Origin of the sequence: Streptomyces sp. NPDC093544 (assembly GCF_040683495.1) — a bacterium.
Lineage (GTDB): Bacteria > Actinomycetota > Actinomycetes > Streptomycetales > Streptomycetaceae > Streptomyces.
On record NZ_JBFBEA010000001.1, the window covers coordinates 278,326 to 301,845 of the forward strand.

General features: G+C 69.9%; 23 protein-coding genes and 1 pseudogene. 7 read left to right on the forward strand and 17 right to left on the reverse strand.

Annotated elements, in window-relative coordinates; genetic code table 11:
• Positions 1-425: 425 nt before the first annotated feature.
• Positions 426-1,289 (reverse strand): aminoglycoside phosphotransferase family protein, encoded by an 864-nt coding sequence (locus AB0N66_RS01065; RefSeq protein ID WP_365426608.1) that lies wholly within the window; start codon positions 1,287-1,289, stop codon positions 426-428.
• A 377-nt stretch (positions 1,290-1,666) separates the two neighbouring features.
• On the opposite strand from AB0N66_RS01065, the gene AB0N66_RS01070 reads away from it, so the two are divergent.
• From AB0N66_RS01070 to AB0N66_RS01090, 5 genes and pseudogenes are all read left to right on the forward strand, one after another.
• Positions 1,667-2,602 (forward strand): sugar ABC transporter permease, encoded by a 936-nt coding sequence (locus tag AB0N66_RS01070; RefSeq protein ID WP_365426611.1) that lies wholly within the window; start codon positions 1,667-1,669, stop codon positions 2,600-2,602.
• Complete coding sequence (locus tag AB0N66_RS01075; protein ID WP_365426614.1) at positions 2,599-3,432, forward strand: carbohydrate ABC transporter permease; 834 nt, start codon at positions 2,599-2,601, stop codon at positions 3,430-3,432. The genes AB0N66_RS01070 and AB0N66_RS01075 overlap by 4 nt, the downstream gene beginning before the upstream one ends.
• Positions 3,432-4,709, forward strand: coding sequence for a sugar ABC transporter substrate-binding protein (locus AB0N66_RS01080; protein WP_365426617.1), 1,278 nt, complete (start codon positions 3,432-3,434; stop codon positions 4,707-4,709). The genes AB0N66_RS01075 and AB0N66_RS01080 overlap by 1 nt, the downstream gene beginning before the upstream one ends.
• An 87-nt stretch (positions 4,710-4,796) precedes the next feature.
• Positions 4,797-6,009: pseudogene (gene mgt, locus AB0N66_RS01085) on the forward strand (macrolide-inactivating glycosyltransferase).
• 84 nt (positions 6,010-6,093) lie between these two features.
• The gene (locus AB0N66_RS01090) at positions 6,094-6,648 is read left to right on the forward strand and encodes a DUF1697 domain-containing protein (RefSeq protein WP_365426620.1); all 555 of its coding nucleotides are present in this window, start codon (positions 6,094-6,096) and stop codon (positions 6,646-6,648) included.
• Here the strand turns inward: AB0N66_RS01090 and AB0N66_RS01095 are convergent.
• Both AB0N66_RS01095 and AB0N66_RS01100 read right to left on the reverse strand, forming a co-directional pair.
• Positions 6,614-7,483, reverse strand: a complete 870-nt coding sequence (locus AB0N66_RS01095; protein WP_365426622.1) for a transglutaminase-like domain-containing protein — start codon at positions 7,481-7,483, stop codon at positions 6,614-6,616. The two genes, AB0N66_RS01090 and AB0N66_RS01095, sit on opposite strands and share 35 nt — an antisense overlap.
• Before the next feature lie 34 nt (positions 7,484-7,517).
• A complete protein-coding gene (locus AB0N66_RS01100; protein ID WP_365426625.1) occupies positions 7,518-8,360 on the reverse strand; it encodes an aldo/keto reductase in 843 nt (280 codons plus the stop codon).
• A gap of 39 nt (positions 8,361-8,399) precedes the next feature.
• Between AB0N66_RS01100 and AB0N66_RS01105 the strand changes: the two genes are divergently transcribed.
• Together AB0N66_RS01105 and AB0N66_RS01110 are read left to right on the forward strand one after the other, a co-directional pair.
• Positions 8,400-9,410, forward strand: coding sequence for a 2-dehydropantoate 2-reductase N-terminal domain-containing protein (locus AB0N66_RS01105; protein ID WP_365426628.1), 1,011 nt, complete (start codon positions 8,400-8,402; stop codon positions 9,408-9,410).
• Between the two features lie 91 nt (positions 9,411-9,501).
• On the forward strand, positions 9,502-10,095 hold the full coding sequence (locus tag AB0N66_RS01110) for a TIGR03086 family metal-binding protein (protein ID WP_365426631.1): 594 nt from the start codon (positions 9,502-9,504) through the stop codon (positions 10,093-10,095).
• A gap of 135 nt (positions 10,096-10,230) precedes the next feature.
• On the opposite strand, the gene AB0N66_RS01115 is transcribed toward AB0N66_RS01110, so the two are convergent.
• The 14 genes from AB0N66_RS01115 to AB0N66_RS01180 all read right to left on the reverse strand — a co-directional run bounded on the left by AB0N66_RS01115 (position 10,231) and on the right by AB0N66_RS01180 (position 23,488).
• Complete coding sequence (locus tag AB0N66_RS01115; protein ID WP_365427277.1) at positions 10,231-10,968, reverse strand: sirohydrochlorin chelatase; 738 nt, start codon at positions 10,966-10,968, stop codon at positions 10,231-10,233.
• Positions 10,969-10,975: 7 nt separating this feature from the next.
• On the reverse strand, positions 10,976-11,878 hold the full coding sequence (locus tag AB0N66_RS01120) for an ABC transporter permease (protein ID WP_365426633.1): 903 nt from the start codon (positions 11,876-11,878) through the stop codon (positions 10,976-10,978).
• Entirely contained in the window at positions 11,865-12,653 is a 789-nt protein-coding gene (locus AB0N66_RS01125) for an ABC transporter ATP-binding protein (RefSeq protein ID WP_365426636.1), read from the reverse strand. Before AB0N66_RS01125 ends, AB0N66_RS01120 begins: the two co-directional genes overlap by 14 nt.
• A gap of 36 nt (positions 12,654-12,689) precedes the next feature.
• Complete coding sequence (locus AB0N66_RS01130; protein ID WP_365426638.1) at positions 12,690-13,799, reverse strand: aliphatic sulfonate ABC transporter substrate-binding protein; 1,110 nt, start codon at positions 13,797-13,799, stop codon at positions 12,690-12,692.
• Positions 13,800-14,029: 230 nt separating this feature from the next.
• The gene (locus tag AB0N66_RS01135) at positions 14,030-15,385 is read right to left on the reverse strand and encodes a GTP-binding protein (RefSeq protein WP_365426641.1); all 1,356 of its coding nucleotides are present in this window, start codon (positions 15,383-15,385) and stop codon (positions 14,030-14,032) included.
• Between the two features lie 2 nt (positions 15,386-15,387).
• Positions 15,388-16,323: a sulfate adenylyltransferase subunit CysD gene (gene cysD / locus AB0N66_RS01140; RefSeq protein ID WP_365426644.1), complete on the reverse strand. Its 936-nt coding sequence runs from the start codon at positions 16,321-16,323 to the stop codon at positions 15,388-15,390.
• Positions 16,320-16,856: an adenylyl-sulfate kinase gene (gene cysC, locus AB0N66_RS01145; RefSeq protein WP_365427280.1), complete on the reverse strand. Its 537-nt coding sequence runs from the start codon at positions 16,854-16,856 to the stop codon at positions 16,320-16,322. The genes cysD and cysC overlap by 4 nt, the downstream gene beginning before the upstream one ends.
• 62 nt (positions 16,857-16,918) lie before the next feature.
• Positions 16,919-17,629 carry a phosphoadenylyl-sulfate reductase gene (locus AB0N66_RS01150; RefSeq protein ID WP_365426647.1) on the reverse strand — a complete coding sequence of 237 codons (711 nt, stop codon included), beginning with the start codon at positions 17,627-17,629 and terminating at the stop codon, positions 16,919-16,921.
• On the reverse strand, positions 17,626-17,805 hold the full coding sequence (locus AB0N66_RS01155) for a hypothetical protein (RefSeq protein WP_365426650.1): 180 nt from the start codon (positions 17,803-17,805) through the stop codon (positions 17,626-17,628). The genes AB0N66_RS01150 and AB0N66_RS01155 overlap by 4 nt, the downstream gene beginning before the upstream one ends.
• On the reverse strand, positions 17,802-19,496 hold the full coding sequence (locus AB0N66_RS01160; RefSeq protein WP_365426653.1) for a nitrite/sulfite reductase: 1,695 nt from the start codon (positions 19,494-19,496) through the stop codon (positions 17,802-17,804). The genes AB0N66_RS01155 and AB0N66_RS01160 overlap by 4 nt, the downstream gene beginning before the upstream one ends.
• A 134-nt stretch (positions 19,497-19,630) precedes the next feature.
• Complete coding sequence (locus AB0N66_RS01165; protein WP_311203059.1) at positions 19,631-19,714, reverse strand: putative leader peptide; 84 nt, start codon at positions 19,712-19,714, stop codon at positions 19,631-19,633.
• A gap of 162 nt (positions 19,715-19,876) precedes the next feature.
• On the reverse strand, positions 19,877-20,449 hold the full coding sequence (locus AB0N66_RS01170; RefSeq protein ID WP_365426656.1) for a GNAT family N-acetyltransferase: 573 nt from the start codon (positions 20,447-20,449) through the stop codon (positions 19,877-19,879).
• Positions 20,450-20,504: 55 nt separating this feature from the next.
• Entirely contained in the window at positions 20,505-21,893 is a 1,389-nt protein-coding gene (locus tag AB0N66_RS01175) for a hypothetical protein (protein ID WP_365426659.1), read from the reverse strand.
• A gap of 344 nt (positions 21,894-22,237) precedes the next feature.
• The gene (locus AB0N66_RS01180) at positions 22,238-23,488 is read right to left on the reverse strand and encodes a GAF domain-containing protein (RefSeq protein ID WP_365427283.1); all 1,251 of its coding nucleotides are present in this window, start codon (positions 23,486-23,488) and stop codon (positions 22,238-22,240) included.
• Positions 23,489-23,520: the final 32 nt, after the last annotated feature.

Sequence of the window (23,520 nt, forward strand, 5' to 3'; positions counted from 1 at the left end):
GGGGCCTGGCGGTCGGGTCTGAGCCTGCCGGGCTCTGGGGCTATGCGGGTGTGAGCCTGCGTGGCTGCGGAGCTTGACGGTCGAGCGGGTCTGAGCGCCTCTGGGTTCGGGACTCGGCGGTCGAGGGGGTCTGAGGCCGCCTGGCTGCGGGGGCTGGCGGTCGAGTGGGCCTGAGCCTGCCTGGCTGCGGGGCCTGGCGGTCGGGTCTGAGCCTGCCGGGCTCTGGGGCTATGCGGGTGTGAGCCTGCGTGGCTGCGGAGCTTGACGGTCGAGCGGGTCTGAGGAGCCTGGCCGGCTTCGGGGCTCGCCGGGCGGGCGGGTCTGAGGCCTCCTGGCGGCGGGGATTGGCGGTCGAGCGGCTCCCCAACCTGCCTGCGGGACTTGGCGGACGGGCGGGTCTGAGCCCCTGTCGGAGAGCGCCCGTCCTAGAAGGGGTACCAGCGCACGCTTTCGTCGCCGTTCCGTAGTGATGCCACCCTGCGCTCGAACTCGGCCAGTGCCTTGGGGTTGACCGGCGCGTGCTGGGCGACCCAGGCACAGCTCGCGGTCTCCCGTGCTCCCCGGAGCACGGAGCAGCCCTCCCACTCGCGGACGTCCCAGCCGTACGTCTCGGTGAAGGAGTCGTAGGCCTCGGCCGGGAGCCCGTAGCGGTCACGGGACAGGGCCATGACCACCAGGTCGTGCTCGCGCAGGTCGGCGGAGAAGGTCTCCAGGTCGACCAGGACCGGCCCGGCGGGGCCGACATGGACGTTGCGGGGCAGCGCGTCGCCGTGGATCGGGCCCGGCGGCAGATGCGGGGTGAGCGCGGCCGCGGCCGTCGCGAAGCCGTCGCGCCGGGTTCGCAGATACGCCGCGTGCGCGGGATCGATCGCGTCGCCCGCCAGGCGCAGCCAGCGCTCCACACCGCCCAGCAGTTCGCGGGGCGGCAAGGCGAAGGAGGGGGAAGGAAGTGCGTGCACCACCCGTAGCAGTTCGGCCAGATCGCGCGGCTCCGCGGGGCGTACGGGATCGGGCAGCCGGTGCCACACCGTCACCGGGTGGCCGTCGACCAGCCGCGCCTTGGGCTCGGCCGCCCGCACCGCAGGCACACCCGCGTCGGCGAGCCAGGCCGCGATGTCCAGTTCCCGCCGTGCGCGGTCGAGGAGTTCGGCATCGCGCCCCACCTTGACCACCAGGTCACCGGCCGCGAACACCGCGTTCTCGCCCAGAGCGAGGAGAGCCGCATCCTGTACCGGCTCCGGCAGCACATCCGCCGCGCGCAGTACGTTCCGCGCCTGTGCCTCGTCCATCCTGCGCCTCCCATGGCTCTCGCCGGCTCCCGCGTAGGACGTCACGATCACGCCATTCACGACGGCCAGTCTCGCATTCGTACTGGTCGGACGCCCACAAAGGGGCTGCGCGCTGTCTTGACGCGGAGTCAGCTCCTCAGCACGATGACGGGGGCCGCCTGGGCGTTGGGCCTGGTCGTCACGGTGCCGCCTGCCGGGCGGGGTCTGGCACGCACGCTCGCCGCGTTGCCAAAAGGCCCTGGTAGCTCCGCTACGAGGACCTTCCGGCGCCTTGCGACCGCACGCACCAGACCCCGCCCGGCCCGTCCTTCGGGCGGACGCCGCCACCGTGACGACCAGGCTCAGACCACCACGAGACGCCCAAAGGAGTCGAATCCGTGACATTGGCGAGCGCGACGAGGCGGTCGGCAAAGCGTGCGTCCGGCGCGGGGGCGGAGCGTCCTTCCGCCGACCACGGCGCCTGGTTCCTGGTGCTGCCCGCGCTGATCCCGATCCTGGTGCTCAGTGTCGGACCGCTGCTGTACGGGATCGCGCTGGCGTTCACCGACTCGCAGTCGGGGCGGACGCGGTCCACGCAGTGGATCGGGGTGCTCAACTTCCAGGACCTGCTGCACGACACACTGTTCTGGGACTCGTTCCGGATCGGGCTGCTGTGGGCGGTCGGGGTGACCGTGCCGCAGTTCCTCCTCGCGCTCGGACTCGCCCTCCTGCTCAATGAGGAACTCCGCCTGCGCTGGCTCGCGCGCGCCCTCGCGATCGTCCCGTGGGCGATGCCCGAGGTCGTCGTCGGCGTCATGTGGCGCATCGTGTACAACCCGGACGCGGGCATCCTCAACGAGACGCTGCGCGACCTCGGCCTCGGGGACGGCCGTGACTGGCTGAGCGGCCTGGCGACGGCCCTGCCCGCCGTCATCGTGGTCGGCGTCTGGGCGGGCATGCCCCAGACGACGGTGGCCCTGCTCGCAGGCCTGCAGAACACCCCGCGTGAACTGCACGAGGCGGCCGCGATGGACGGCGCGGGCGCCTGGCGTCGCTTGCGGACAGTCACCTGGCCGGCGCTGAGACCGGTCGCGCTCGCCGTCACGGCGCTCAACTTCATCTGGAATTTCAACTCGTTCGCGCTGGTCTACGTGCTGACCAACGGCGGCCCCGGCGGCCGTACCCGGCTGCCGATGCTCTTCGCCTACGAAGAAGCCTTCCGCTACGGCCAGTTCGGCTACGCGGCGGCGATGGGATGCGTGATGGTCGCTCTGATCTCGGTGCTCCTCGCCGTCTTCCTCGTCGGCCGGCTGAGGGGAGGTGCGGACGCATGAGGACCGGTAAGGGCGCTCGCGCGGGCCAGTACCTCGCGCTGCTCGGCTATCTCGTCTTCCTCGCCTTCCCCTTCCTCTGGCTGATCTCCACCGCCTTCAAGCCCCCGGGTGAGCTGGCGAGCCTGCACCCCACCTGGATCCCCAAGGACCCCACCCTCGCCAACTTCCGGCAGGCGTTCGACGAGCAGCCCCTGCTGCGGGCCGCGCTCAATTCCCTGATCGCGGCGCTCGGCGCGGCGGTGATCGCCGTACTGATCGCGACCCCGATGGCGTACGTCATGGCACGGCACCGCACGCGGCTCGCGAAGGCCGCCACAGGATGGGTCGTGGTCAGCCAGGCGTTCCCGTTCGTGCTCGTGATCATCCCGCTGTTCCTGGTCCTCAAGAACCTCCGGCTGATCAACTCCCTGCCGGGACTCGTCATGGTGTACGTGGTGTGGGCGCTGCCGTTCGCGCTGTGGATGCTGGTGGGCTATGTACGGGCCGTGCCCACCGAGTTGGAGGAGGCCGCGGCGGTGGACGGGGCGGGGAGACTGCGCACCCTGGTCTCCATCACCGCGCCGCTGCTCGCGCCCGGCATCGTGGCGACGGCGCTGTTCGCGTTCATCAGCGCGTGGAACGAGTTCTTCTTCGCGCTGGTGCTCCTCAAGACCCCGGAGAAACAGACACTTCCGGTCGTCCTCACGCACTTCATCGGGGCCGAGGGGGTCGCGGACCTCGGGCCGCTCGCCGCGGCGGCGTTCCTCGCCACGCTCCCCTCGCTGGTCATCTTCGCGATCATCCAGAAGCGGATCACGGGCGGCATGCTCGCCGGGGCGGTGAAGAGCTGATGCGTAGGCGATGGATCCTCGCACTGGTCATGGGGCTGCTCCTCACGGCCTGCTCCTCGGACGACGGCAGCGCCGACGGAAGGGTCACGCTCCGGTTCCAGTCCCTGGCCTGGCAGCAGGAGTCCGTCGACGCCAACAAGGAGTTGGTGCAGGAGTGGAACGCCGCTCACCCGGACGTCAAGGTCGAGTACGTACAGGGGAGTTGGGACAGCGTCCACGACCAGCTGCTCACCTCCTTCGAGGGCGGTGAGGCGCCGGACATCATCCATGACGCCTCGGACGACCTCGCGGACTTCGCGTACGGCGGCTATCTCGCCGATCTGACTGAGCTGCTGCCCGCCCGGCTGAAGTCCGATATCCCGCAGCGCAGTTGGGAGACGGTGACCTTCGCGGACGGGATCTACGGCGTGCCGTTCCTGCAGGAGCCGCGCGTCCTCATCGCCAACTCCGAGTGGCTCAAGGAGTCGGGCGTCCGCATCCCGACGCCGCAGAGCCCGTGGACGTGGGAGGAGTTCCGCTCGATCGCCAAGGAACTGAGCGGTGGCGGAAAGTACGGGGTCGCCTGGCCGCTCAAGGAACCGGTCTCCGCGACACTCAACCTTTCCCTCTCCACCGGCGGGCAGATGTTCCACCGGGGCGAGGACGGCAAGGTGACGGTCCGTTTCGACGCGGCCGACGAGGTGGTGCCGAGGACGGTGCACGACGAGGTGAACACGGACGGGAGTGCGTCGAGCGCGACGCTCGGCATGGGCGGTTCCGACACGCTGCCCGGGTTCTTCGGCGGCAAGTACGCGATGGTCCCGCTCGGCTTCTCCTACCGTCAGCAGATCGTGCAGCAGGCGCCGAAGGGCTTCGACTGGCAGGTACTGCCCGCCCCGGCCGGCGCGGACGGCCTCACCCAGGGCGTCAGCCCGCAGACCCTCTCCGTCGCCGAGGACAGCCCGCACAAGAAGGAGGCCGTCGAGTTCATCGACTTCCTGCTCCAGCCGAAGAACATGGTCCGCCTCGCCCTCGGCGACTGGATGCTGCCCACCGGCACCGATGCCCTCAAGGACCCTGCCCTGCACACCGCCAAGGACGACTGGGCGACCGGCACCGCGCTCGCCGCCCACCTGCGCTCGGCGCCCGCCCAGTCCGTGCGCGGCTACCCCGAGTGGAAGGACAAGGTCGCGACCCCCGCGTTCCAGGAGTACTACAGCGGGGCGATCGGGCTCGACGAGCTGAGAAAGCGGCTCGTGAAGGACGGGAACCTGGTGCTGGCCCGCTACCAGAGATGACCGGTGCCGCCCGCAGGGTCCGGCGCACGGAATCCACTGCCGTGCGTTAATCAATTGCACGAGACGTCTCGTCTCGCTTAGCCTCCCTTGCGTGACCATACGACGCATCCACATCGCCATGTTCTCCATCGCCGCCCACGGGCATGTGAACCCGAGCATCGAGGTGATCCGGGAGCTCGTCGCGCGCGGACACCGCGTCACGTACGCGATTCCGCCGGTCTTCGCCGACAAGGTCGCGGCGACCGGCGCCGAGCCCGTCCTCTACACCTCGACGCTGCCGTCGCCCGACGATGATCCCGAGGCCTGGGGGACGACTCTCCTCGACAACGTCGAACCCTTCCTGGCGGACGCGATCCAGGCGCTGCCGCAGCTCGTGAAGGCGTACGAGGGTGACGAACCGGACCTCGTGCTGCACGACATCACGTCGTACCCGGCCCGCGTCCTCGCGCACCGCTGGAATGTCCCGGCCGTCTCCCTGTCACCGAACCTCGTTGCCTGGACCGGCGCCGAGGAAGAGGTCACCAAGCCGATGTGGGCGGAACCGCTGAAGACCGAGCGCGGACGGGCGTACTACGCGCGGTTCGAAGCCTGGCTGGCGGAGAACGGGATTACCCAGCACCCCGACCCGTTCGTCGGCCGTCCCGCCCGCTCCCTCGTCCTGATCCCGAAGGCGCTACAGCCCCATGCGGACCGGGTGGACGAGACGGTCCACACCTTCGTCGGCGCCTGCCAGGGCGCCCCCGAGGCGCAGGGCGAGTGGCGGCGCCCCGCGGACGCCGAAAAGGTGCTGCTCGTGTCGCTGGGCTCCAGTTTCACCAAGCAGCCCGCCTTCTACCGCGAGTGCGTCAAGGCGTTCGGCGAGCTGCCGGGCTGGCATGTCGTGCTGCAGATCGGGAAGTTCGTCGACCCCGCCGAGCTGGGCGAGGTGCCCGGCAATGTGGAGGTGCACCAGTGGGTGCCGCAGCTCTCGGTCCTGCGCCAGGCCGACGCGTTCATCACGCACGCCGGGGCGGGAGGCAGCCAGGAGGGGCTGGCCACCGGGACGCCGATGGTCGCCGTACCGCAGGCCGTCGACCAGTTCGGCAACGCCGACATGCTCCAGGCGCTGGGAGTCGCCCGGCACGTACCGATGGAGGAGGCGACCGCGACGACCCTGCGGGAGGCGGTTCTCGCACTGGACGCGGACCCCGAGGTGGCACGCCGCCTGGCGGAGATCCAGGACGGGATGGCGGAGGAGGGCGGCACAAGGCGGGCAGCCGACCTCATCGAGGCCGAGCTGCCCGCCGACGTGCACCAGTAGTGGGGCTTCTCGGGGCCGTGATCAGGGTGGGGACTGCCGCTTCACCGCCTGCGGACGGATCCGGTGCGGACTTATCGTGAACGTATGACGACGACCTATGCGGCGCTGCTGCGCGGGATCAACGTGGGCGGCAGCAAGAAGGTGCCGATGGCCGAGCTGCGCACCCTGATGGAGGGGCTCGGGCACGGCGGCGTACGCACGTATCTCCAGAGCGGCAACGCCGTCTTCACCGCCGGCCAGGGCGACGAGGAATCCCTCGCCGCCGAGTTGGCGCAGGCCATCGAGAAGCACTTCGGCTTCACGGTCGGCGTGTTGGTGCGCGACCACGCCTACCTCAAGGCCGTACGGGAGGCGTGCCCGTTTCCGGCCGCCGAACTGGAGGGCAAGCAGCTGCATGCCACGTACTTCTCCGGCCCCGTCGACGCCGAGCGCTTCGCCGGGGTCGGCCAAGAGGCCTTCCTGCCGGAGGAGTTCCGCCTCGGCGACCGGGTTCTCTACCTGTACGCCCCCGACGGCCTCGGCCGCTCCAAACTGGCGGAGGCCCTGTCCAAGCCCAGGCTCCTGAAGGGCGTCACCGCCACCACCCGCAACTGGAACACCGTCGTCAAACTGGAGGAGCTGACCGCCGCCGCAGAGTGACCTTCCGTTCGCCGCCGTATGTCGTGTACGAGGTGATCTCGTCCGGGACGGTGAGGCGCGGGTCTTGGTAGAGGTGCCGTAGCTCGTCGTCGGAGCGGGCGTCGGCGACGGTGTCGATCAGGGCGAGGTCGTCCTCTGTGAGGGACGCGTCGTCGAGGATCTTCGAGCCCCAGCCGTCCCAGGGGAGCACCTCAACGCCGTTGACGGCGGCCAGGTCCTGCATGACACGAGCGCGTACGAACCACATCCCGCCCAGCTCCGGGAGGCCGGAGAAACCGAACGTCCTGACGTCGGCCTCCCCCGTGCGGCACGCCCGCCAGGCCTCGCCCGCGATCAGGAACCGGTCGCGCGGTACGTCCAGCGGGTCGAAGTCCAGGTCGTACGAATCATGCAGGACCTGAGCGTCGACGAGCCGCCAACTCCCGTCCCGGAGAAGGTATTCCGTGACCCAGTGGTCCTCATGGAAGCCCTCGACGAAGTAGGTGGCGAAGCCGCCGCGGATGCGCGCGGGCGTTCCCGTCGCCCGTAGCAGCGAGCACAGCAGCAGCGAGAAGTCCCGGCAGGTCCCGACGAACCGCTCCTCGGGAGCCCGCGGCCGGGTGAGCGGCGCGTCCCGGCGCTCGCGCAGGATCCGCAGCAGCTCGGTCACGTACCGTGCCTCGGCGTCCTCGTGCAGCCGTTCCTCCGGGATGGCGTGGTCGAAACGCCATCCCTCCGACCGATGGAGGATCAGTTGCCTTACCAGGCGGGCCAGTTGACCCGGGTCCCGTGGCAGGTCGCCGGTGTCGAGGTCGCCCGGATCACTGAACACACTCTGCGTCAGGTGGAAGTTCATGACGAGCACCCTCGGGTCTGCCCCAGGGGCAGGGTCAACCCAGTGCGTACAGGCGGCACGTGTCTTCGTCGGTGAGGTGAACCGTGGTCGCGGCCAGGTTCTCCTCCAGGTGTACGAGGGAACCGGTACCCGGTGTCGGGCACAGCACGGGGGAGCGGTGCAGTAGCCAGGCCAGTGCGATCTGTCCCGGGGTTGCCCCGTGTGCGGCGGCGATCTCGGCGCACACCGGGTCGGAGGTCAGCGACCCGTTGCCGAGCGGGAACCACGGGAGGAAGGCGATTCCGTGTGCCTCGCACAGCTTCAGCAGTGCGTCCGACGTCCGGTCGAGGAGGTTGTAGCGGTTCTGCACGGCGGCGATGTCGGTCAACTTCCGTGCTGATTCGAGTTGTTCGGCGCTGATGCTGTCGAGGCCGATGTGCCGGATCTTGCCCTCCGCGCGCAACTCGTCGAGCGCGCCGAGCTGTTCGGGCAACGGGACGTCCGGGTCCAGCCGGTGCAACTGGTACAGGCCGATCGTGTCGAGCCGCAGCCTGCGCAGACTCGCCTCGCACATCGACCGCAGTTGCTCAGGCCGTCCGGCGATGTGCCAGGCGTCGGCGCCGGTGCGGACGACGCCGCCCTTCGTGGCGATCACCAGGCCCTCGGCGTACGGGTGCAGAGCCTCGGCGACCAGTTCCTCGGCGATCGAGGGACCGTAGTTGTCGGCGGTGTCGATCAGCGTGACCCCGCGTTCGACGGCCCGCCGGAGTACGGCCACCGCGTCCTGGGCGTCGCCGCGCGGTCCCCAGTAGCCGGGGCCGGTCAGCTGAGCGGTCCCATAGCCGAGCCGCCGTACCGGCGGCAGCTCTCCGCCGAATCCGAATTTTTCCTCGACCATTCGATGGAGAGTACACACGACTGTGCGACGCTGATCTCCATGCGCTACATCATCATCGGGGCCGGTGCGGTCGGCGGGACCATCGGAGGTCGGCTGGCCGAGGCGGAGTACGAGGTCGTGCTGGTCGCGCGGGGTGCCCACTACGAGGCACTGCGCGACGGTGGGCTGAGGCTCGTGACCCCGCAGGGCACGTTCACGCACCGGCTGCCCACGGTCGAGGAGCCCGAGGCGCTCGGCGAACTGCGCGCCGACGACGTACTCGTGCTCGCCGTCAAAACCCAGGACACCGAGGCGGCTCTGGCGGCCTGGGGCCCGCGCCCGGTGGCGGGCGGCGGCACGGCCGCCGAGCGGCTGCCACTGGTCTGCGCACAGAACGGGGTGGAGAGCCAGCGGCTGGCGCTCCGCCGATTCCGCCGGGTGTATGGGGTCTGCGTCTGGCTGCCCGCCACCTTCGTCGAACCCGGGGTCGTCTCCGCCCCCAGCAGCCCGCTCAGCGGCATGCTGCTCCTGGGCCGCTATCCGCACGGCACGGACGAGACGGCCCGCCGTATCTCCGCAGACCTGGAGCCGACCCGCCTGGAGGCGCCGGTCGTGCCCGACGTGACCCGCTGGCAGTACGCGAAGCTCCTCGGCAATCTCGTGAACGCGATCGAGGCGGTGAGTGGCATCCCGTCCGGCGAGGAAGGGCGCGCGCTCCTCGGACGCGTACGCGCGGAGGGCGAGGCCGTGCTCGACGCCGCCGGGATCGCGTACGCCGGTCAGGAGGAGCAGCGGCGGGTCCGCGGTGACAAGGTCCACTTCGACCCGCTCGACCCCGCACGCGGCGCGGGTTCCTCCTGGCAGTCCCTCAACCGTGGCACCGGCACCATCGAGGCCGACTACCTCAACGGCGAGATCGCCCTCCTGGGCCGGCTGCACGGCGTACCGACCCCGCTGAACGACCTGCTCCAGGGGCTGGCGAACACGTTCGCACGCGAGCGGCGGGAAGCGGGGTCGATGTCCGTGGCGGAGCTGGTGCGCCTCGCCGACGCGGCCGTCACCTCGTACTAGGCCGGCACGTCGTACGCGTCCTGCGCGCCGCCGTACCAGGCTGTCGCGTTTGTTCAAGAAGAGCGCGGGACGCGTCCCTAGCGTGAGGTGCATGAACCAAGAGAGCGTGTACCCGTACATGACCGAATGCGCCGCCGAAGCCGCTCGCGTCGCGCGCGGCGTCACGGTCGGCCGACTGACCGGTCCCACCCCCTGCACGGACTGGGACCTGCGCACGCTGGTCAACCACTGGGTCCTCTACACCTCGCACGGACTGGAGCACCGGGCGCTGCGCGAGCAGCTCTCCGAGGAGCTCACCGGGCGCGACTTCACCGCCGACGCCGGCTGGGCGCAGGGATACGCCGACCAGCTCGACCGGGCCGTCGCCGCCTGGGCCGACCCGGCCGTCTGGGAGGGCGAGGTCGACCTCGGAGCGGGCAAGATGCCGGCCGGCGAACTCGCCTCGATGATCGTCAAGGAGATGGCGGTGCACGGCTGGGACGTCGCCACGGCGACCGGCCAGGAGTTCCGCGTCTCGGACGGCGTGGGCCGGCTCGTCCTGGACGTCGTCGAGACCCACGGCGATCTCTACCGGCAGTACGACGGTTTCGCCGACCCGGTGGCCGTGCCCGCCGACGCGCCCGCCTTCGAACGCGCGCTGGCGGCGAGCGGTCGCGATCCGCGCGGGGCCGCCGTGGAGCGGTGACGGCGCCTCGCGCAGCTCACCGCGGCCAGGGCCTGCCTTGCGTAGTTCACCGCACCGAGGGCCTGCCTTGCGCAGCTCACCGCGGCGAGAGCCCGCCTTGCGCAGCTCACCGTCGCCAGGACCAGCACGACTCGCTCAGCCCACCGCCGCCAGCGCCGGCAGCGAGGCCTCGTCGTATCGCTCAAGCAGCACCCGCGCCACCTCCGGCGCGGGGCCGAGTACATCGGCGAGTACGTCCGCCTCGGCGGCCCCCCGTGCGATGCGGTCCGGCAGGAAACCGGGCGCGAGGACGTAGCGTGCCACCGCGACCCGGGCGCAGCCCAGTTCACGCAGCGCGCGTACGGCGTCCTCCGTGCGGGGCCCCGACGCGGAGGCGAACGCGGGTCGCACGTCACGCCAGCCCGTGTGGCGCCACTCCCGCGCGAGGTCGGCGATCACGGCGAGTGCCTCCGGGTCCGTGGATCCCGCCGAGGCCAGCACGATCCCGGTCGAGGACTTGTCGGCGGGCGTCAAACCGGCCTCGTACAAACGACGTTCGAGGGCCGAGAGCAGCAGCGGCGACGGGCCGAGCACCTCCGCCTGGCGGATGCGGAGCCGGCGCGGTGCGGCGCGCAGGACCGCAGGGATGTCCGACTTCGCGTGGAACGCGCGGGTCAGCAGGAGCGGGAGGGCGACCACGTCCCGTACGCCCTCGGCCGCCAGGGACTCCAACACCCCGTTCACCGACGGGATGTTGAAGTCCAGGAAGCCGGTCTCGACGCGGAGGCCGGGGCGCTTTGCCCTTACCCGCCGCACCAGGGCGTGCACCGTCGCGGCATGCCGCGGGTCGCGGCTGCCGTGGGCGATGACCAGGAGGACCGGCTGATGGCGCATCATCGGATCAGCTCTTCACCAGCAGACCACGGCTGCGCAGTACCCACCGCTCCAGCGGGCTGAAGAGCAGCAGGTCGACGGCGATACCGACGAACAGGATGAGCAGGATGGCGAGGAAGACGGTCGCCATGTCGCTGTTGTTGCGGCCGTTCTCGAGCAACTGGCCGAGCCCCACGCCCAGATCGGGGAAGCTCGCGATGATCTCCGCAGCCATCAGGGAACGCCACGCGAAGGCCCAGCCCTGCTTCAGTCCCGCCACATAGCCGGGCAGAGCGGCGGGCATGACGACATGCCAGGTGCCGCGCAGACCCGTTGCGCCCAGCGTGCGTCCCGCGCGCAGATACAGCGGCGGGACCTGGTCGATGCCGGAGACCAGGCCGTTGGCGATCGAGGGGACCGCGCCGAGCAGGATCACCGCGTACATCATCGAGTTGTTCAGGCCCAGCCAGATCACGGCCGGCGGGACCCACGCCACCGAGGGGAGGGACTGCAGGCCCGACAGGATCGGGCCGATCGCCGCGCGGATGAACTTCACGCGCGCCACCAGGAGACCCAGCGGGGTGCCGATGGCGAGTGCGAGGACGAAGCCGGCCAGGCCGCGCGAGACGCTCGTCCAGATGTAGCCGAGCAGCTTGCCCTCCAGCCAGGCCTGCTGGATCTGGTCCCAGACGGCGCCCGGTGAGGGCAGCTTGCTCGGGTCGGTGACGACCTCGAACGAGATCAGCGCCTGCCACACCAACAGCACCAGCGCTACGGCGATGATCGGCGGCAGGATCTTCTGGACGAAGGTCTGCCGGAAGGGAGTTCGGCCCGTGTGGGTCGTCTCCAAGGCGTCGAGGCCCGCCTCCAGACCGGCGAGGTCGTGGGTGTCCTTGGCGACCGCGTCGGTCTTGGTCTCAGTGCTGGCCATGTCGGCGGATCTCCCCACGCAGTTCTTCGGTGATCTCGACGGACAGCTCCGCCACGGCGGTGTCCTCGATGCGGCGCGGCTGCGGGATCTCCACCGTCCACTCGCGAGCGATCCGCCCCGGACGTGAGGAGAGCAGGACGACGCGCTCCGCGAGCCGTACCGCCTCGCGCACGTTGTGCGTCACGAACAGCACCGACACGTTCGTCTCGCGCCAGATGCGGGTCAGTTCGTCGTGCAGCACATCCCGCGTGATGGCGTCGAGTGCCGCGAACGGCTCGTCCATCAGGAGCAGTTGGCTGTCCTGTGCGAGTGCGCGGGCCAGCGCGACGCGCTGGCGCATACCGCCGGACAGCTCGTGCACGCGCTTGCCGTACGCGCCCTTGAGGCGGACGAGTGCGAGCAGTTCCTCGGCCTTCTCGCGCCGCTCGGTCTTGGCAACACCCCGCAGTCGCAGGGCGAGTTCGATGTTCTTGCCCGCGGTCAGCCAGGGGAAGAGCGCGTGCTCCTGGAACATCAGGGCCGGGCGGCCGTTCGTCGAGATGCTGCCCGCGGACGGGGCGTCGAGCCCCGCCACCAGGTTCAGCAGCGTCGACTTGCCACAGCCCGAGGCCCCCAGGAGGGTGACGAACTCGCCCGGCGCGACATCAAGGGTGATGTCGTCGAGGACCAGCTGCTGCCCGGCGGGCCCGGCGAATGACTTCGAGACGTGCTCGATACGGGTGGCGTGCTCCACCGCTTCGGCGCCGTCGGCAGCCTTGGCGAGTGTGGTGGCCATGGTCGTCACCTCCTGGGAACTCATCGGGGACCGGGCTTACTTGACGCCGAGACCGGCGTCGTCGACCGGGCTCTCGCCCTCGGCCTTGAGGACCTTGTTGAGCAGCGTGAGGTCGTAGATGCCGTCAAGGTCGGGCTTCTCCAGCAGACCCGCCTTCACCGCGTGGTCCGCCTCCGAGTTGAGGGTGGAGGCGAGCGGGTCGTTGAGGATCTGGATGGACTTCCACGCCGGGTCGAGCACATTCGCCGGAAGCTCAGCGCCGGAGTCGATCTTCAGCTGCGCGTTCGCGGAGGCCTTCGCCTCGTCCGGGTTGGCGTTGATCCACTTGTTGGTCGTGACCGAGCCCTTCAGCACGGCCTCGACCACGTCCGGGTGCGCCTTGAGGAACTTCTGCGACACGATGATGTTCGTGATCACGAACTTGTTGTCCGGCCACAGGTCCGACTCGTCAAGGAGCACCTTGCCGCCCGCGGCGACCAGCTTGGACGCGGTCGGCTCCGGCACCCAGGCACCGTCGATGGAGCCGTTCTTGTAGGCGTCCGGGGTGACCTTGTTGTCCGTCCGGACGACCGACACATCACCCTTGCCGCTCTCCGCGTCGACCTTCCAGCCCTGGTCGGCGATCCAGTTCAGCAGCGCCACGTCCTGCGTGTTGCCGAGCTGCGGGGTGGCGATCTTCTTGCCCTTGACGTCCGCCAGGGACTTGATCTTGTCCGGGTTGACCACCAGCTTCACACCGCCGGAGGCCGAGCCGCCGATGATGCGCAGGTCCGTGCCCTTGGACTTGGTGTAGCCGTTGATGGACGGCGAGGGGCCGATCCAGCCGATGTCGATGGAGCCCGAGTTCAGCGCCTCGATCTCGGAGGGGCCGGCGTTGAAGATCGCGTACTCGGCCTTCGTGGCACCGAGCTCCTTCTGGAAGAAGCCCTTCTGGTTGCCCACCAGCGCGGTCGCGTGGGTCAGGTTGCCGAAGTAGCCGATCTTCACGGAGTCGAGACCGTCGATCTTCTCGGCGCCGGCGGCGACCTTCGAGGTTCCCTCGTCCTTGGAGTCGGAACCGTAGCCGCAGGCGGCGAGGGTGAGGAGGGGCAAGGCGGCCAGCAGGGCGAGGCCGCGCTTCACTGAAGCTGAGCGGATGGCAGGCACGGGAGGTATTCCCCTCGTTGGCCCGGCGGTCACGGGTTCGGTGCGTGGCCGGGAAGGTCGACAGGTCTTCGTCGCGTCCGCGACGTCGGGTGGGGGGACGGGGCGCGCAAGCGGTGCGCGTACGTCATCGCGCACATCGCGCGACTCCGCCCTGCCCGCTGCCGAGGGCGCCGCTGCCGACGCGGCCGCCCTCCTTCGCGAACGTGGAGTAGAAGTCTCTGAAGCTCATGTCAGAAGTCCCAACCGTCGTCGTCGGTCTCGGACTTGACCGGCTCCGGTGAGGCGAACGACTCGCCGACCATGCCCGCGGTCAGCGTGGTGCCGTCGGCCGGGTCGATCAGGATGAACGCGCCGGTGCGCCGCGAGTCGGCGTACGAGTCGAGCGGCAGCGGTTCGGCGGTACGGATCTTCACACGGCCGATGTCGTTGGCGACGAGCTGTCCGGGGTGCGGGTGCAGGGACAGGTCGTCGAGGGTCAGCCGGGACGGGATGTCCTTGACGATCGCCTTGACCGTGCGGGTGCCGTGCTTGAGCAGCACGCGATGGCCGACGACCAGGGGCGCGTCGGCGACATGGCAGACCGTCGCCTCGACGTCCTGGGTGATCGGCGGCGCGTCCGTGGTCGGCACGATCAGGTCGCCGCGCGAGATGTCGACGTCGTCATCGAGGAGGAGGGTCACCGACTGCGGGGTCCAGGCCACGTCGACCGGCGTGCCCAGCAGATCGATCCCGGCGATCGTCGACGTACGCCCGGACGGCAGAACCGTGACCGGGGAGCCGACGCGGAAGGTACCGGACGCGATCTGACCCGCGTAACCCCGGTAGTCCGGATGCTCGGCGGTCTGCGGGCGGATCACGTACTGCACGGGCAGCCGGGCGTGGCAGCTCGCCAGGTCGTGGCTGACCGGCACCGTCTCCAGGTGCTCAAGGACCGTCGGACCGCCGTACCAGTCCATGTTCGCGGAGGGTTCCACCACGTTGTCACCGGTGAGTGCCGAGATCGGGATCGCGGTGATCTCGGGGACGCCCAGCTCGGAGGCGTACGCCGTGAACTGCTCGGCGATCGCGGCGAAGACGGACTCCTTGTACTCGACGAGGTCCATCTTGTTGACGGCGAGGACGACGTGCGGGACGCGCAGGAGGGCGGCGACGGCGGCATGCCGGCGGGTCTGCTCGATGACGCCGTTGCGGGCATCGACGAGGACGACGGCCAGGTCGGCGGTGGAGGCACCGGTGACCATGTTGCGCGTGTACTGCACGTGGCCCGGCGTGTCCGCCAGGATGAAACGGCGGCGCGCGGTGGCGAAGTAGCGGTAGGCGACGTCGATGGTGATGCCCTGCTCCCGCTCGGCGCGCAGGCCGTCGGTGAGGAGGGCGAGGTCGGGGGTGTCCTGGCCGCGGCTCTGTGAGACGCGCTCGACGGCCTCCAGTTGGTCGGTGAGGACCGACTTGGAGTCGTGCAGCAGGCGTCCCACGAGGGTGGACTTGCCGTCGTCGACGGACCCCGCGGTGGCGAAGCGCAGCAGGGTGGTCGCCGACAACTGCTCGACCGACAGGGGCTCGGTGGGTTCGGTGGTGCTGGTCATGTCTAGAAGTACCCCTCGCGCTTGCGGTCTTCCATCGCGGCCTCGGACATCTTGTCGTCGGCGCGGGTGGCGCCGCGTTCGGTGAGGCGGGAGGCGGCGATCTCGGTGATGACGGCGTCGAGGGTGGTGGCGTCGGAGTCGACGGCGCCGGTGCAGGACATGTCACCGACGGTGCGGTAGCGGACAAGCCGCTTCTCGACGGTCTCGTTCTCGCGAGGGCCGCCCCATTCACCGGCCGTCAGCCACATGTTGGCGCGCTGGAAGACCTCGCGTTCGTGGGCGAAGTAGATGTCGGGGAGGTCGATGTGTTCGCGGGCGATGTACTGCCAGACGTCGAGCTCGGTCCAGTTGGACAACGGGAAGACGCGGACGTGTTCGCCGGGTGCGTGGCGGCCGTTGTAGAGCTGCCACAGTTCGGGGCGCTGGCGACGGGGGTCCCACTGGGAGAACTCGTCCCGCAGCGAGAAGACCCGCTCTTTCGCGCGGGCCTTCTCCTCGTCGCGGCGTCCGCCGCCGAAGACGGCGTCGAACCGTTCGGACTGGATCTTCTCCGTCAACGGCAGGGTCTGGAGCGGGTTTCGGGTGCCGTCGGGGCGTTCGCGGAGCACACCGCGGTCGATGTAGTCCTGTACGGAGGCCACATGGAGGCGCAGCCCATGTTCGGCGACCACACGGTCGCGGTACTCCAGCACCTCGGGGAAGTTGTGGCCGGTGTCCACATGCAGCAGCGTGAAGGGGATCGCGGCGGGCGCGAAGGCCTTCAGCGCGAGGTGGAGCATGACGATGGAGTCCTTGCCACCGGAGAAGAGGATCACCGGTCGTTCGAACTCGCCCGCCACCTCGCGGAAGATGTGCACCGCCTCGGACTCCAACGCGTCCAGATGGGACAGCGCGTACGGGCTGCCCGTCTCCTGGGAGACAGTCTCGACGGTCGTCATGCGAGACCCCTCTCGGTGAGCAGTGCATGCAACGCGGCCGCGGATTCGTGCACGGTCTGGGTGTGCGACTCGATGCGCAGATCGGGCGACTCAGGCTCCTCGTACGGGTCGTCGACACCGGTGAGCCCCGAGATCTCGCCCGCCGCCTGCTTGGCGTACAGGCCCTTCACGTCCCGCTCGCTGCACACCTCGACCGGTGTCGCGACATGCACTTCGATGTACGCCGCCCCACTGACCTGGTGACGCTTGCGGACCGCCTCGCGGCTGTCGGCGTACGGCGCGATGACCGGAACCAGAGCCTTGACGCCGTTGCGGGCGAGCAGGTCGGCGACGTAGCCGATGCGCTGCACGTTCGTGTGCCGGTCCGCGCGGCTGAAGCCGAGGCCCGCCGTCAGGAACGTACGGATCTCGTCGCCGTCGAGCACCTCGACGCGGTGGCCCTCCTCGCGCAGCCGCCCGGCGAGTTCGTACGCGATGGTGGTCTTGCCGGCACTCGGCAGACCCGTGAGCCAGATGGTGGCTCCGGTTGTCACTTGCTTCTCCTGGGAGATCTGGGGGTTCTCGGTGGTCGCGGGCGCACCGGCCGTCTTCGCGGTCATCCGTGCAGCCCGCACTCGGTCTTCGAGCGGCCGGCCCAGCGGCCGGCCCGCGCGTCCTCGCCCTCAAGGACCTGGCGGGTGCAGGGCGCGCAGCCTACGGAGGCGTAACCGTCCATCAGCAGCGGGTTGGTGAGTACGCCGTGCTCGGCGACGTACGCGTCCACGTCGTCCTGTGTCCAGCGGGCGATCGGGGAGATCTTGACCTTGCGGCGCTTCGCGTCCCAGCCGACGACCGGGGTGTTCGCCCGGGTGGGGGACTCGTCGCGGCGCAGGCCCGTCGCCCAGGCGCTGTACTGGGTGAGCCCCTCCTCGAGGGGCTTGACCTTGCGCAGCGCGCAGCACAGGTCGGGGTCGCGGTCGTGCAGCTTTGGGCCGTACTCGGCGTCCTGCTCGGCGACCGTCTGGCGCGGGGTGAGCGTGATGACGTTGACGTCCATCACGGCCTCGACGGCGTCCCGGGTGCCGATGGTCTCGGGGAAGTGGTAGCCGGTGTCTAGGAAGACGACGTCCACTCCGGGGTGGGCGCGGGAGGCGAGGTGGGCGACCACCGCGTCCTCCATGGAGGAGGTCACGCAGAACTTCTCGCCGAAGGTGCCGACCGCCCACTGGAGGATCTCCAGGGCTGACGCGTCTTCGAGGTCGCGCCCCGCCTGCTCGGCGAGGCTCTTCAAGTCCTCGTCCGTGCGCTCTTCCTGAAGTGTCGTCATATCTCTGCCCCTCCATCGTCATTTCGCTGAAGACCCCGGGACAGCAACCCGAGGAACTTCAGCTGAAAGGCCCGATTGCACGCCGCGCATTCCCACGCGCCGTGGCCCTGCTCACTGGGACGAAGGTCTTCGTCACCGCAGTAGGGACAGTAGAAAGGGGCGGCTCGCTCGCTCATGTCAGCGACTCCTCGCCGGCCCGCGTGGCCCAGGTGGCGAAACGCTCGCCGTCCGCGCGCTCCTCCTGGAAGCGCTTGAGGACTCGCTCGATGTAGTCGGGAAGCTCGTCCGAAGTGACCTTCAGGCCACGGACCTTGCGGCCGAACGCGGCCTCCAGACCGAGCGCGCCGCCCAGGTGCACCTGGAAGCCCTCGACCTGGTTGCCCTCGCCGTCCAGGACCAACTGGCCCTTGAGACCGATGTCCGCGACCTGGATACGGGCGCAGGCGTTCGGGCAGCCGTTGATGTTGATGGTGATCGGCTCTTCGAACTCGGGGATACGGCGCTCGAGTTCGTCGATCAGGGAGGCACCGCGCGCCTTGGTCTCGACGATCGCGAGCTTGCAGTACTCGATGCCGGTGCAGGCCATCGTGCCGCGCCGGAAGGGGGAGGGGTTGACCCTGAGGTCGAGCGCCTCAAGCCCCTGCACCAGCGAGTCGATCTGCTCCTGCGCCACGTCGAGGACGATCATCTTCTGCTCGACGGTGGTCCGCAGCCGGCCCGAGCCGTGCGCGGCGGCCAGCTCGGCGATCTTCGTGAGGGTGGCGCCGTCCACCCGGCCCACGCGCGGCGCGAAACCGACGTAGAAGAGGCCGTCCTTCTGCCGGTGCACACCGACGTGGTCGCGCCAGCGGGCGACCGGCTGGTCGGGCGCCGGGCCGTCGACGAGCTTCCGCTTGAGGTAGTCGTCCTCCAGGATCTGGCGGAACTTCTCGATGCCCCAGTCGGCGACCAGGAACTTCAGCCGGGCGCGGGTGCGCAGCCGCCGGTAGCCGTAGTCGCGGAAGATCGAGATGACGCCCTCATAGACGTCCGGGACCTCGTCCAGCGGGACCCAGGCGCCCAGGCGCTGGCCGATCTTCGGGTTGGTGGAGAGGCCGCCGCCGACCCAGACGTCGAAGCCGGGGCCGTGCTCCGGGTGCTTCACGCCGACGAAGGCGATGTCGTTGATCTCGTGCGCCACATCGAGCAGCGGCGAGCCGGAGATCGCGGACTTGAACTTGCGGGGCAGGTTCGAGAAGTCCTTGTTGCCGATGATCCGGCCGTGGATCGCGTCGATCGCCGGCGTGCCGTCGATGATCTCGTCCTCGGCGATCCCGGCGACGGGCGAGCCGAGGATGACGCGGGGCGTGTCACCGCAGGCCTCGGTCGTGGAAAGCCCGACTGCTTCGAGGCGCTCCCAGATCTCCGGGACGTCCTCGATACGGATCCAGTGGTACTGCACGTTCTGCCGGTCGGTGAGGTCGGCGGTGCCGCGCGCGAACTCCTGCGAGACCTCGCCGATGACCCGCAGCTGCTCGGTGGTCAGGCGCCCGCCGTCGATACGCACGCGCAGCATGAAGTACTTGTCGTCCAGCTCCTCCGGCTCCAGGATCGCGGTCTTGCCGCCGTCGATCCCGGGCTTGCGCTGGGTGTACAGGCCCCACCAGCGCATCCGGCCGCGCAGGTCGTTGGGGTCGATCGAGTCGAAGCCGCGCTTGGAGTAGATCGTCTCAATGCGTGCCCGCACATTGAGACCGTCGTCGTCCTTCTTGAACTGTTCGTTGCCGTTGAGCGGGGTGAAGTGACCCACGGCCCACTGACCCTCACCGCGGTGACGGCTCACCTTGCGGCGGGGCGCGGCGGCGGGATCCTGCGGGGTGGTGGCCATGGTTGATACGTCCTTCGGGACTGCGGGACAGGAAGGAGAGCGGCCCTCACCTGCGGGAACGGACACATACGGAAGTACGTGCGCCTCATTGCGCAGGGGGAGGCAAACGGGAAATGCCGGCCGTGCCGGGGCTGTCAGCTCGCCGGACAGATGGCGCTGGATACGCGGCCGAGGTCGACGTGCCGCCGACTCACCAAGGCAATCCCAGTTCCAGACATGACGGAAGCGTGTCATGGGGGTCTCGGGACAGTCCACCGTCATCCATCATGTGGACACCCTGGTCCCGGATCGTGAGACGGTGATGTCGTCCGTCACATGACGAGGCCCTTTGTCCTGTCGGGGCCTGTCAAGATCCCATGACACCGCAGGTCAGCGACTGTTCAGACGGTCCGTGCCCCAGGCCACGGGCCGGGTGCGGCCACCTCCTTCTCCTCCTCCACTTTGGTGTCGAAGAGCTGGAATCCGCGCCGCAGGTAGTTGTCCATCGCATGCTCCCCGTCCTTGCTGCATGTATGCAGCCAGACCCGCTTGGTCTCGGCCCGGTCCGGCAGGCGCTTCGCCAGGTCCCAGGCCCGCGCGACACCGTAGGAGAGGAGGTGCCCGCCGATCCGGCGCCCGCGGAAGGCGGGGATCAGTCCGAATTGGGTGATCTCCACGACACCGTCGTCCTGCGGGTCGAGCTCCATGTACCCGGCGGGCGTCCCCCGGTCGTATGCGACCCAGGTCTCCACGCCCGGCTTGTCCAGGAGCTCCTGCCACCGCTCGTACGACCAGCCGAGCCGGTCGGTCCAGCGGACGTCCCCGCCGACCGACGCGTACAGGAACCGGCTGAACTCGGGCGAGGGGACCTCGGCGCGGGCGATCCGGACGTCCCCGTCGGGCGCGATCGCGGGGAGCAGGTCGGTCGGGGCCGTCTGCTCCAGGGACCAGGTGGTCACAGTGACGTTGCTCATGCGAGCCAGGGAACCACGGGGGTGCGGCCGCCTCCAAAAGCCGCCCTTGCGTGGGCTACTCGAGCGAACCGTCGACCGAGGACAGCGGAACTGCGTAGAGAACCCGCCCCGAAGCCGTGTCCGCGCCCGCCGTGCCGGTCAGCGTCCAGAGCTCGTCCGTCTCCTGCCAGTACGACAGGGACGCGGTGCGCAGACCCCAGCAGGCGTACGACAGGTCCGCGGTGCACGTGGCCGCCTTGGCGTCACTGTCCGACTGCCGCCAGAGAGTGGCGTGCTTGCTGTCGCCGGCCGGTGTCTGGGCGACGTACCACTCGGCCTCGTCCGCGCCGTCCGGCCTGTGCGAGAGGACGCCGGACACTCCGGTGGCCTTGGTCTCGTACGCCTCGTCCGCGTCGACACGGCCCTTGGAGTCGGCGGCGAGCAGGCCCGTACGGTCGGCCGTGACGCTGTACGGGTAACGCCAGACGCGGGCGCGGTCCGTGCTGCCCGGAACGGTCGACTCGGTGGCGACCAGGCTGTCCGGGGTCGAGGTGCGGTCCAGGGAGAGCGAGCCGAAACACGGGACGGAATGGTCCTCGCCCGTGGTGCACGAGCCGCCGGCCAGGTCGTACGAGCCGATGGCGGGCAGCACGTACTGGTAGCCGTCCGCCGAGTAGCCGCCGCTCACTCTGCCGATCGCGCCGCTGTTCACGTCGGTCTTGAGGATGCGGCGCAGGTCGAAGGCGAGCAGGGCCGTGCCGTTGCGGGCGGTGACGATCAGCTTGTCCTGGTACCAGACCATGCCGCCCAGGCGGGACCGGACCGCCTCGAAGTCCTTCCCGCTGTCCTGGGGTACGACGAGAAGGGCGTAGCGGTACGTGAGGGCCTGCGGGTCGGTCGTGTCGATGAACGCGATCCTGGCGAGGCTCTCGTCGTGCGTCGGCTCGCCCGTCCGGGGGTCGTCGGCGGCCTGCTGGACCTCGTGCGTCCAGCCGGCCAGGATCACCCGATGGTCGCCCCAGGTGCCGTCCTCGTAGGCGTCCCCGGAGGTCGTGACGGACCGTGGCAGCCACTGGCGGGCCGTCGCGTCGGCGCTGTCCCAGCAGTACGCGCGCGTGGCAGCCGGCTCGACGGGCAGCGCGGCGCGCTCTAAGTCGGCACAGTCGTCCGCGTTCCGCATCGAGTGATCGGCGCTGTCGAGGACGGCTGCGACGCCTACGTTGCCGCCCATACGCCGGGTGAGCGTGTCCAGCGTGCCCTGGTCGGCCAGGTTCTCGTCGAGGCGGAGCTGTGCGGTGTACGAGGAGGAGGTGAGCGGGGTCAGCGCGCCCGGGCTGCCGTTGCTCGTGGCCTGGGAAGCGCTGATCAGAGTGGCTGCCGCGGTGAGCGCGAGGGCGGTTCCGGCCAGTGTGGCCCGCAGTACCTGACCCCTTCTACGACGACGATGCCTGCCGCGCTGCTTCATGCGTCCTCCCGAGTCAGGCCAACTACCTCTCGCACTCGGTGCGTTGACGGAGAGGCGGGTGGGGTGGCCTGTGAGGGGATGCTACGGCAGAGACCCGCGGGCCAGGTCGGATACACCGGAAGACACTGACGAAATACGTACGTGGTGGACACCTCTGCCTCCATTTGCCGCCGCCCCGACCCACTTTCGCCTCTCCCACTCACCCTCGCCTGCGAGTGACTCCCGCCCTCCTCCCACTCACCCTCGCCCCCGACTCACTCCCGCGCTCCACCAACTCTCGACCCCGACTCACCCTCCTCGCTCTCTCACTCACCCTCGCCTCCGACTCACCCCCACCCCCCCGCTCACTCCTGCCCTCCGCCAACCCGCGCCCCCACCACCGCGGGTGCCGTTGAATGCGGCAGCAGGTCGGTCGGGTCGTTGGGGAGGACGACCTCGACCTCCACCTCCTCGCGGAAGCGGTAGGGGCGGTGGTCGAGGAGGCCCGTGAGGCGGCGGCGGAGCCGGGAGAGTTCGGCACGGACCGTGACCGTGCGGGTCGGGTCGCCGAAGAGGTCGAGGGCGAGCTCGGCGGCGCTGCGCCCCTGGCGCTGGACGGCCAGCACGTAGAGCAGTTCGGCGTGGCGTGGGCTGAGGTCCTGTGCCCAACTGCCCGCCGCACCGGCGACGGTGGCGCAGGGCCGCCGGATATCGCTGAGGTCGAGGAGAACACGGCTGGCGCACCCCGAGGTGTCGGCCTCGGCGACCCGGAGCAGCCAGCCGCCGGGCAGCGGCTCCACGACGCAGGTCCCGAGGGACGGCAGCCAGTACCGGCCCGCGCCGAAGGAGTTGGGCAGCGGGACCCGGTCGACGGGCGGCATCCCCGTGACGGCCGCGAGCCAGCCGTGCGTGTCGACGACCAGCGCCTTGCCGTCCAGCCGGCACAGGACGGGCGCGGCCACCGCGCGCAGCCGTTCGATCGACGCCAGGTGCCGGCCGCGCAGTTCGCTTTCGGCCAGTCGGGACACCGAGTCGACCAACGCGAGGGTGGCCGGATGGAACGTGCTCTGCGGCCCGCTCACGTCGACGATGCCCAGCAGCTGCCCGTCCCGCGGGTCGTGCACCGGCGCCGCGGCGCAGGTCCAGTTGTGCAGGGTGCGCAGGAAGTGCTCGGCCGAGTGCACCTGGACGGCGGCCCCGGCGGTCAACGCGGTGCCGATCGCATTGGTGCCCGTCGTGTCCTCGCTCCAGTCGGCGCCCTCCTCCAGGCAGATGGTGTCGGCCCGGCGCAGTACACCGGCGTTTCCCTCGCGCCACAGCACCCGGCCCTCCGGGTCCGTGACCACCATGATCTGCACGGAGGCGTCGGCGACCGAGCCGAGACCGCCGCTGAGGACCGGCATCACGTCGGCGAGCGCGGTCGAGGTGCGGCGGTGCTCGATCTCCTCCGTCTGCAACAGGACACTGTCCGTGCCCTGTTCGGGATTGACGCCGAATCGTTTCACCCTTTGCCAGGACTGTCCGATGACGGGACGGGGTGCGATCGTGGACCGTTCACCTCTGACCGTCGCGGCCCAGGTTTCCTGGAGACGCCGTGCCGTTTCGGACGCGTCCAGCGGGGCGAAACGGGCGAGGTTGAACGATGCGG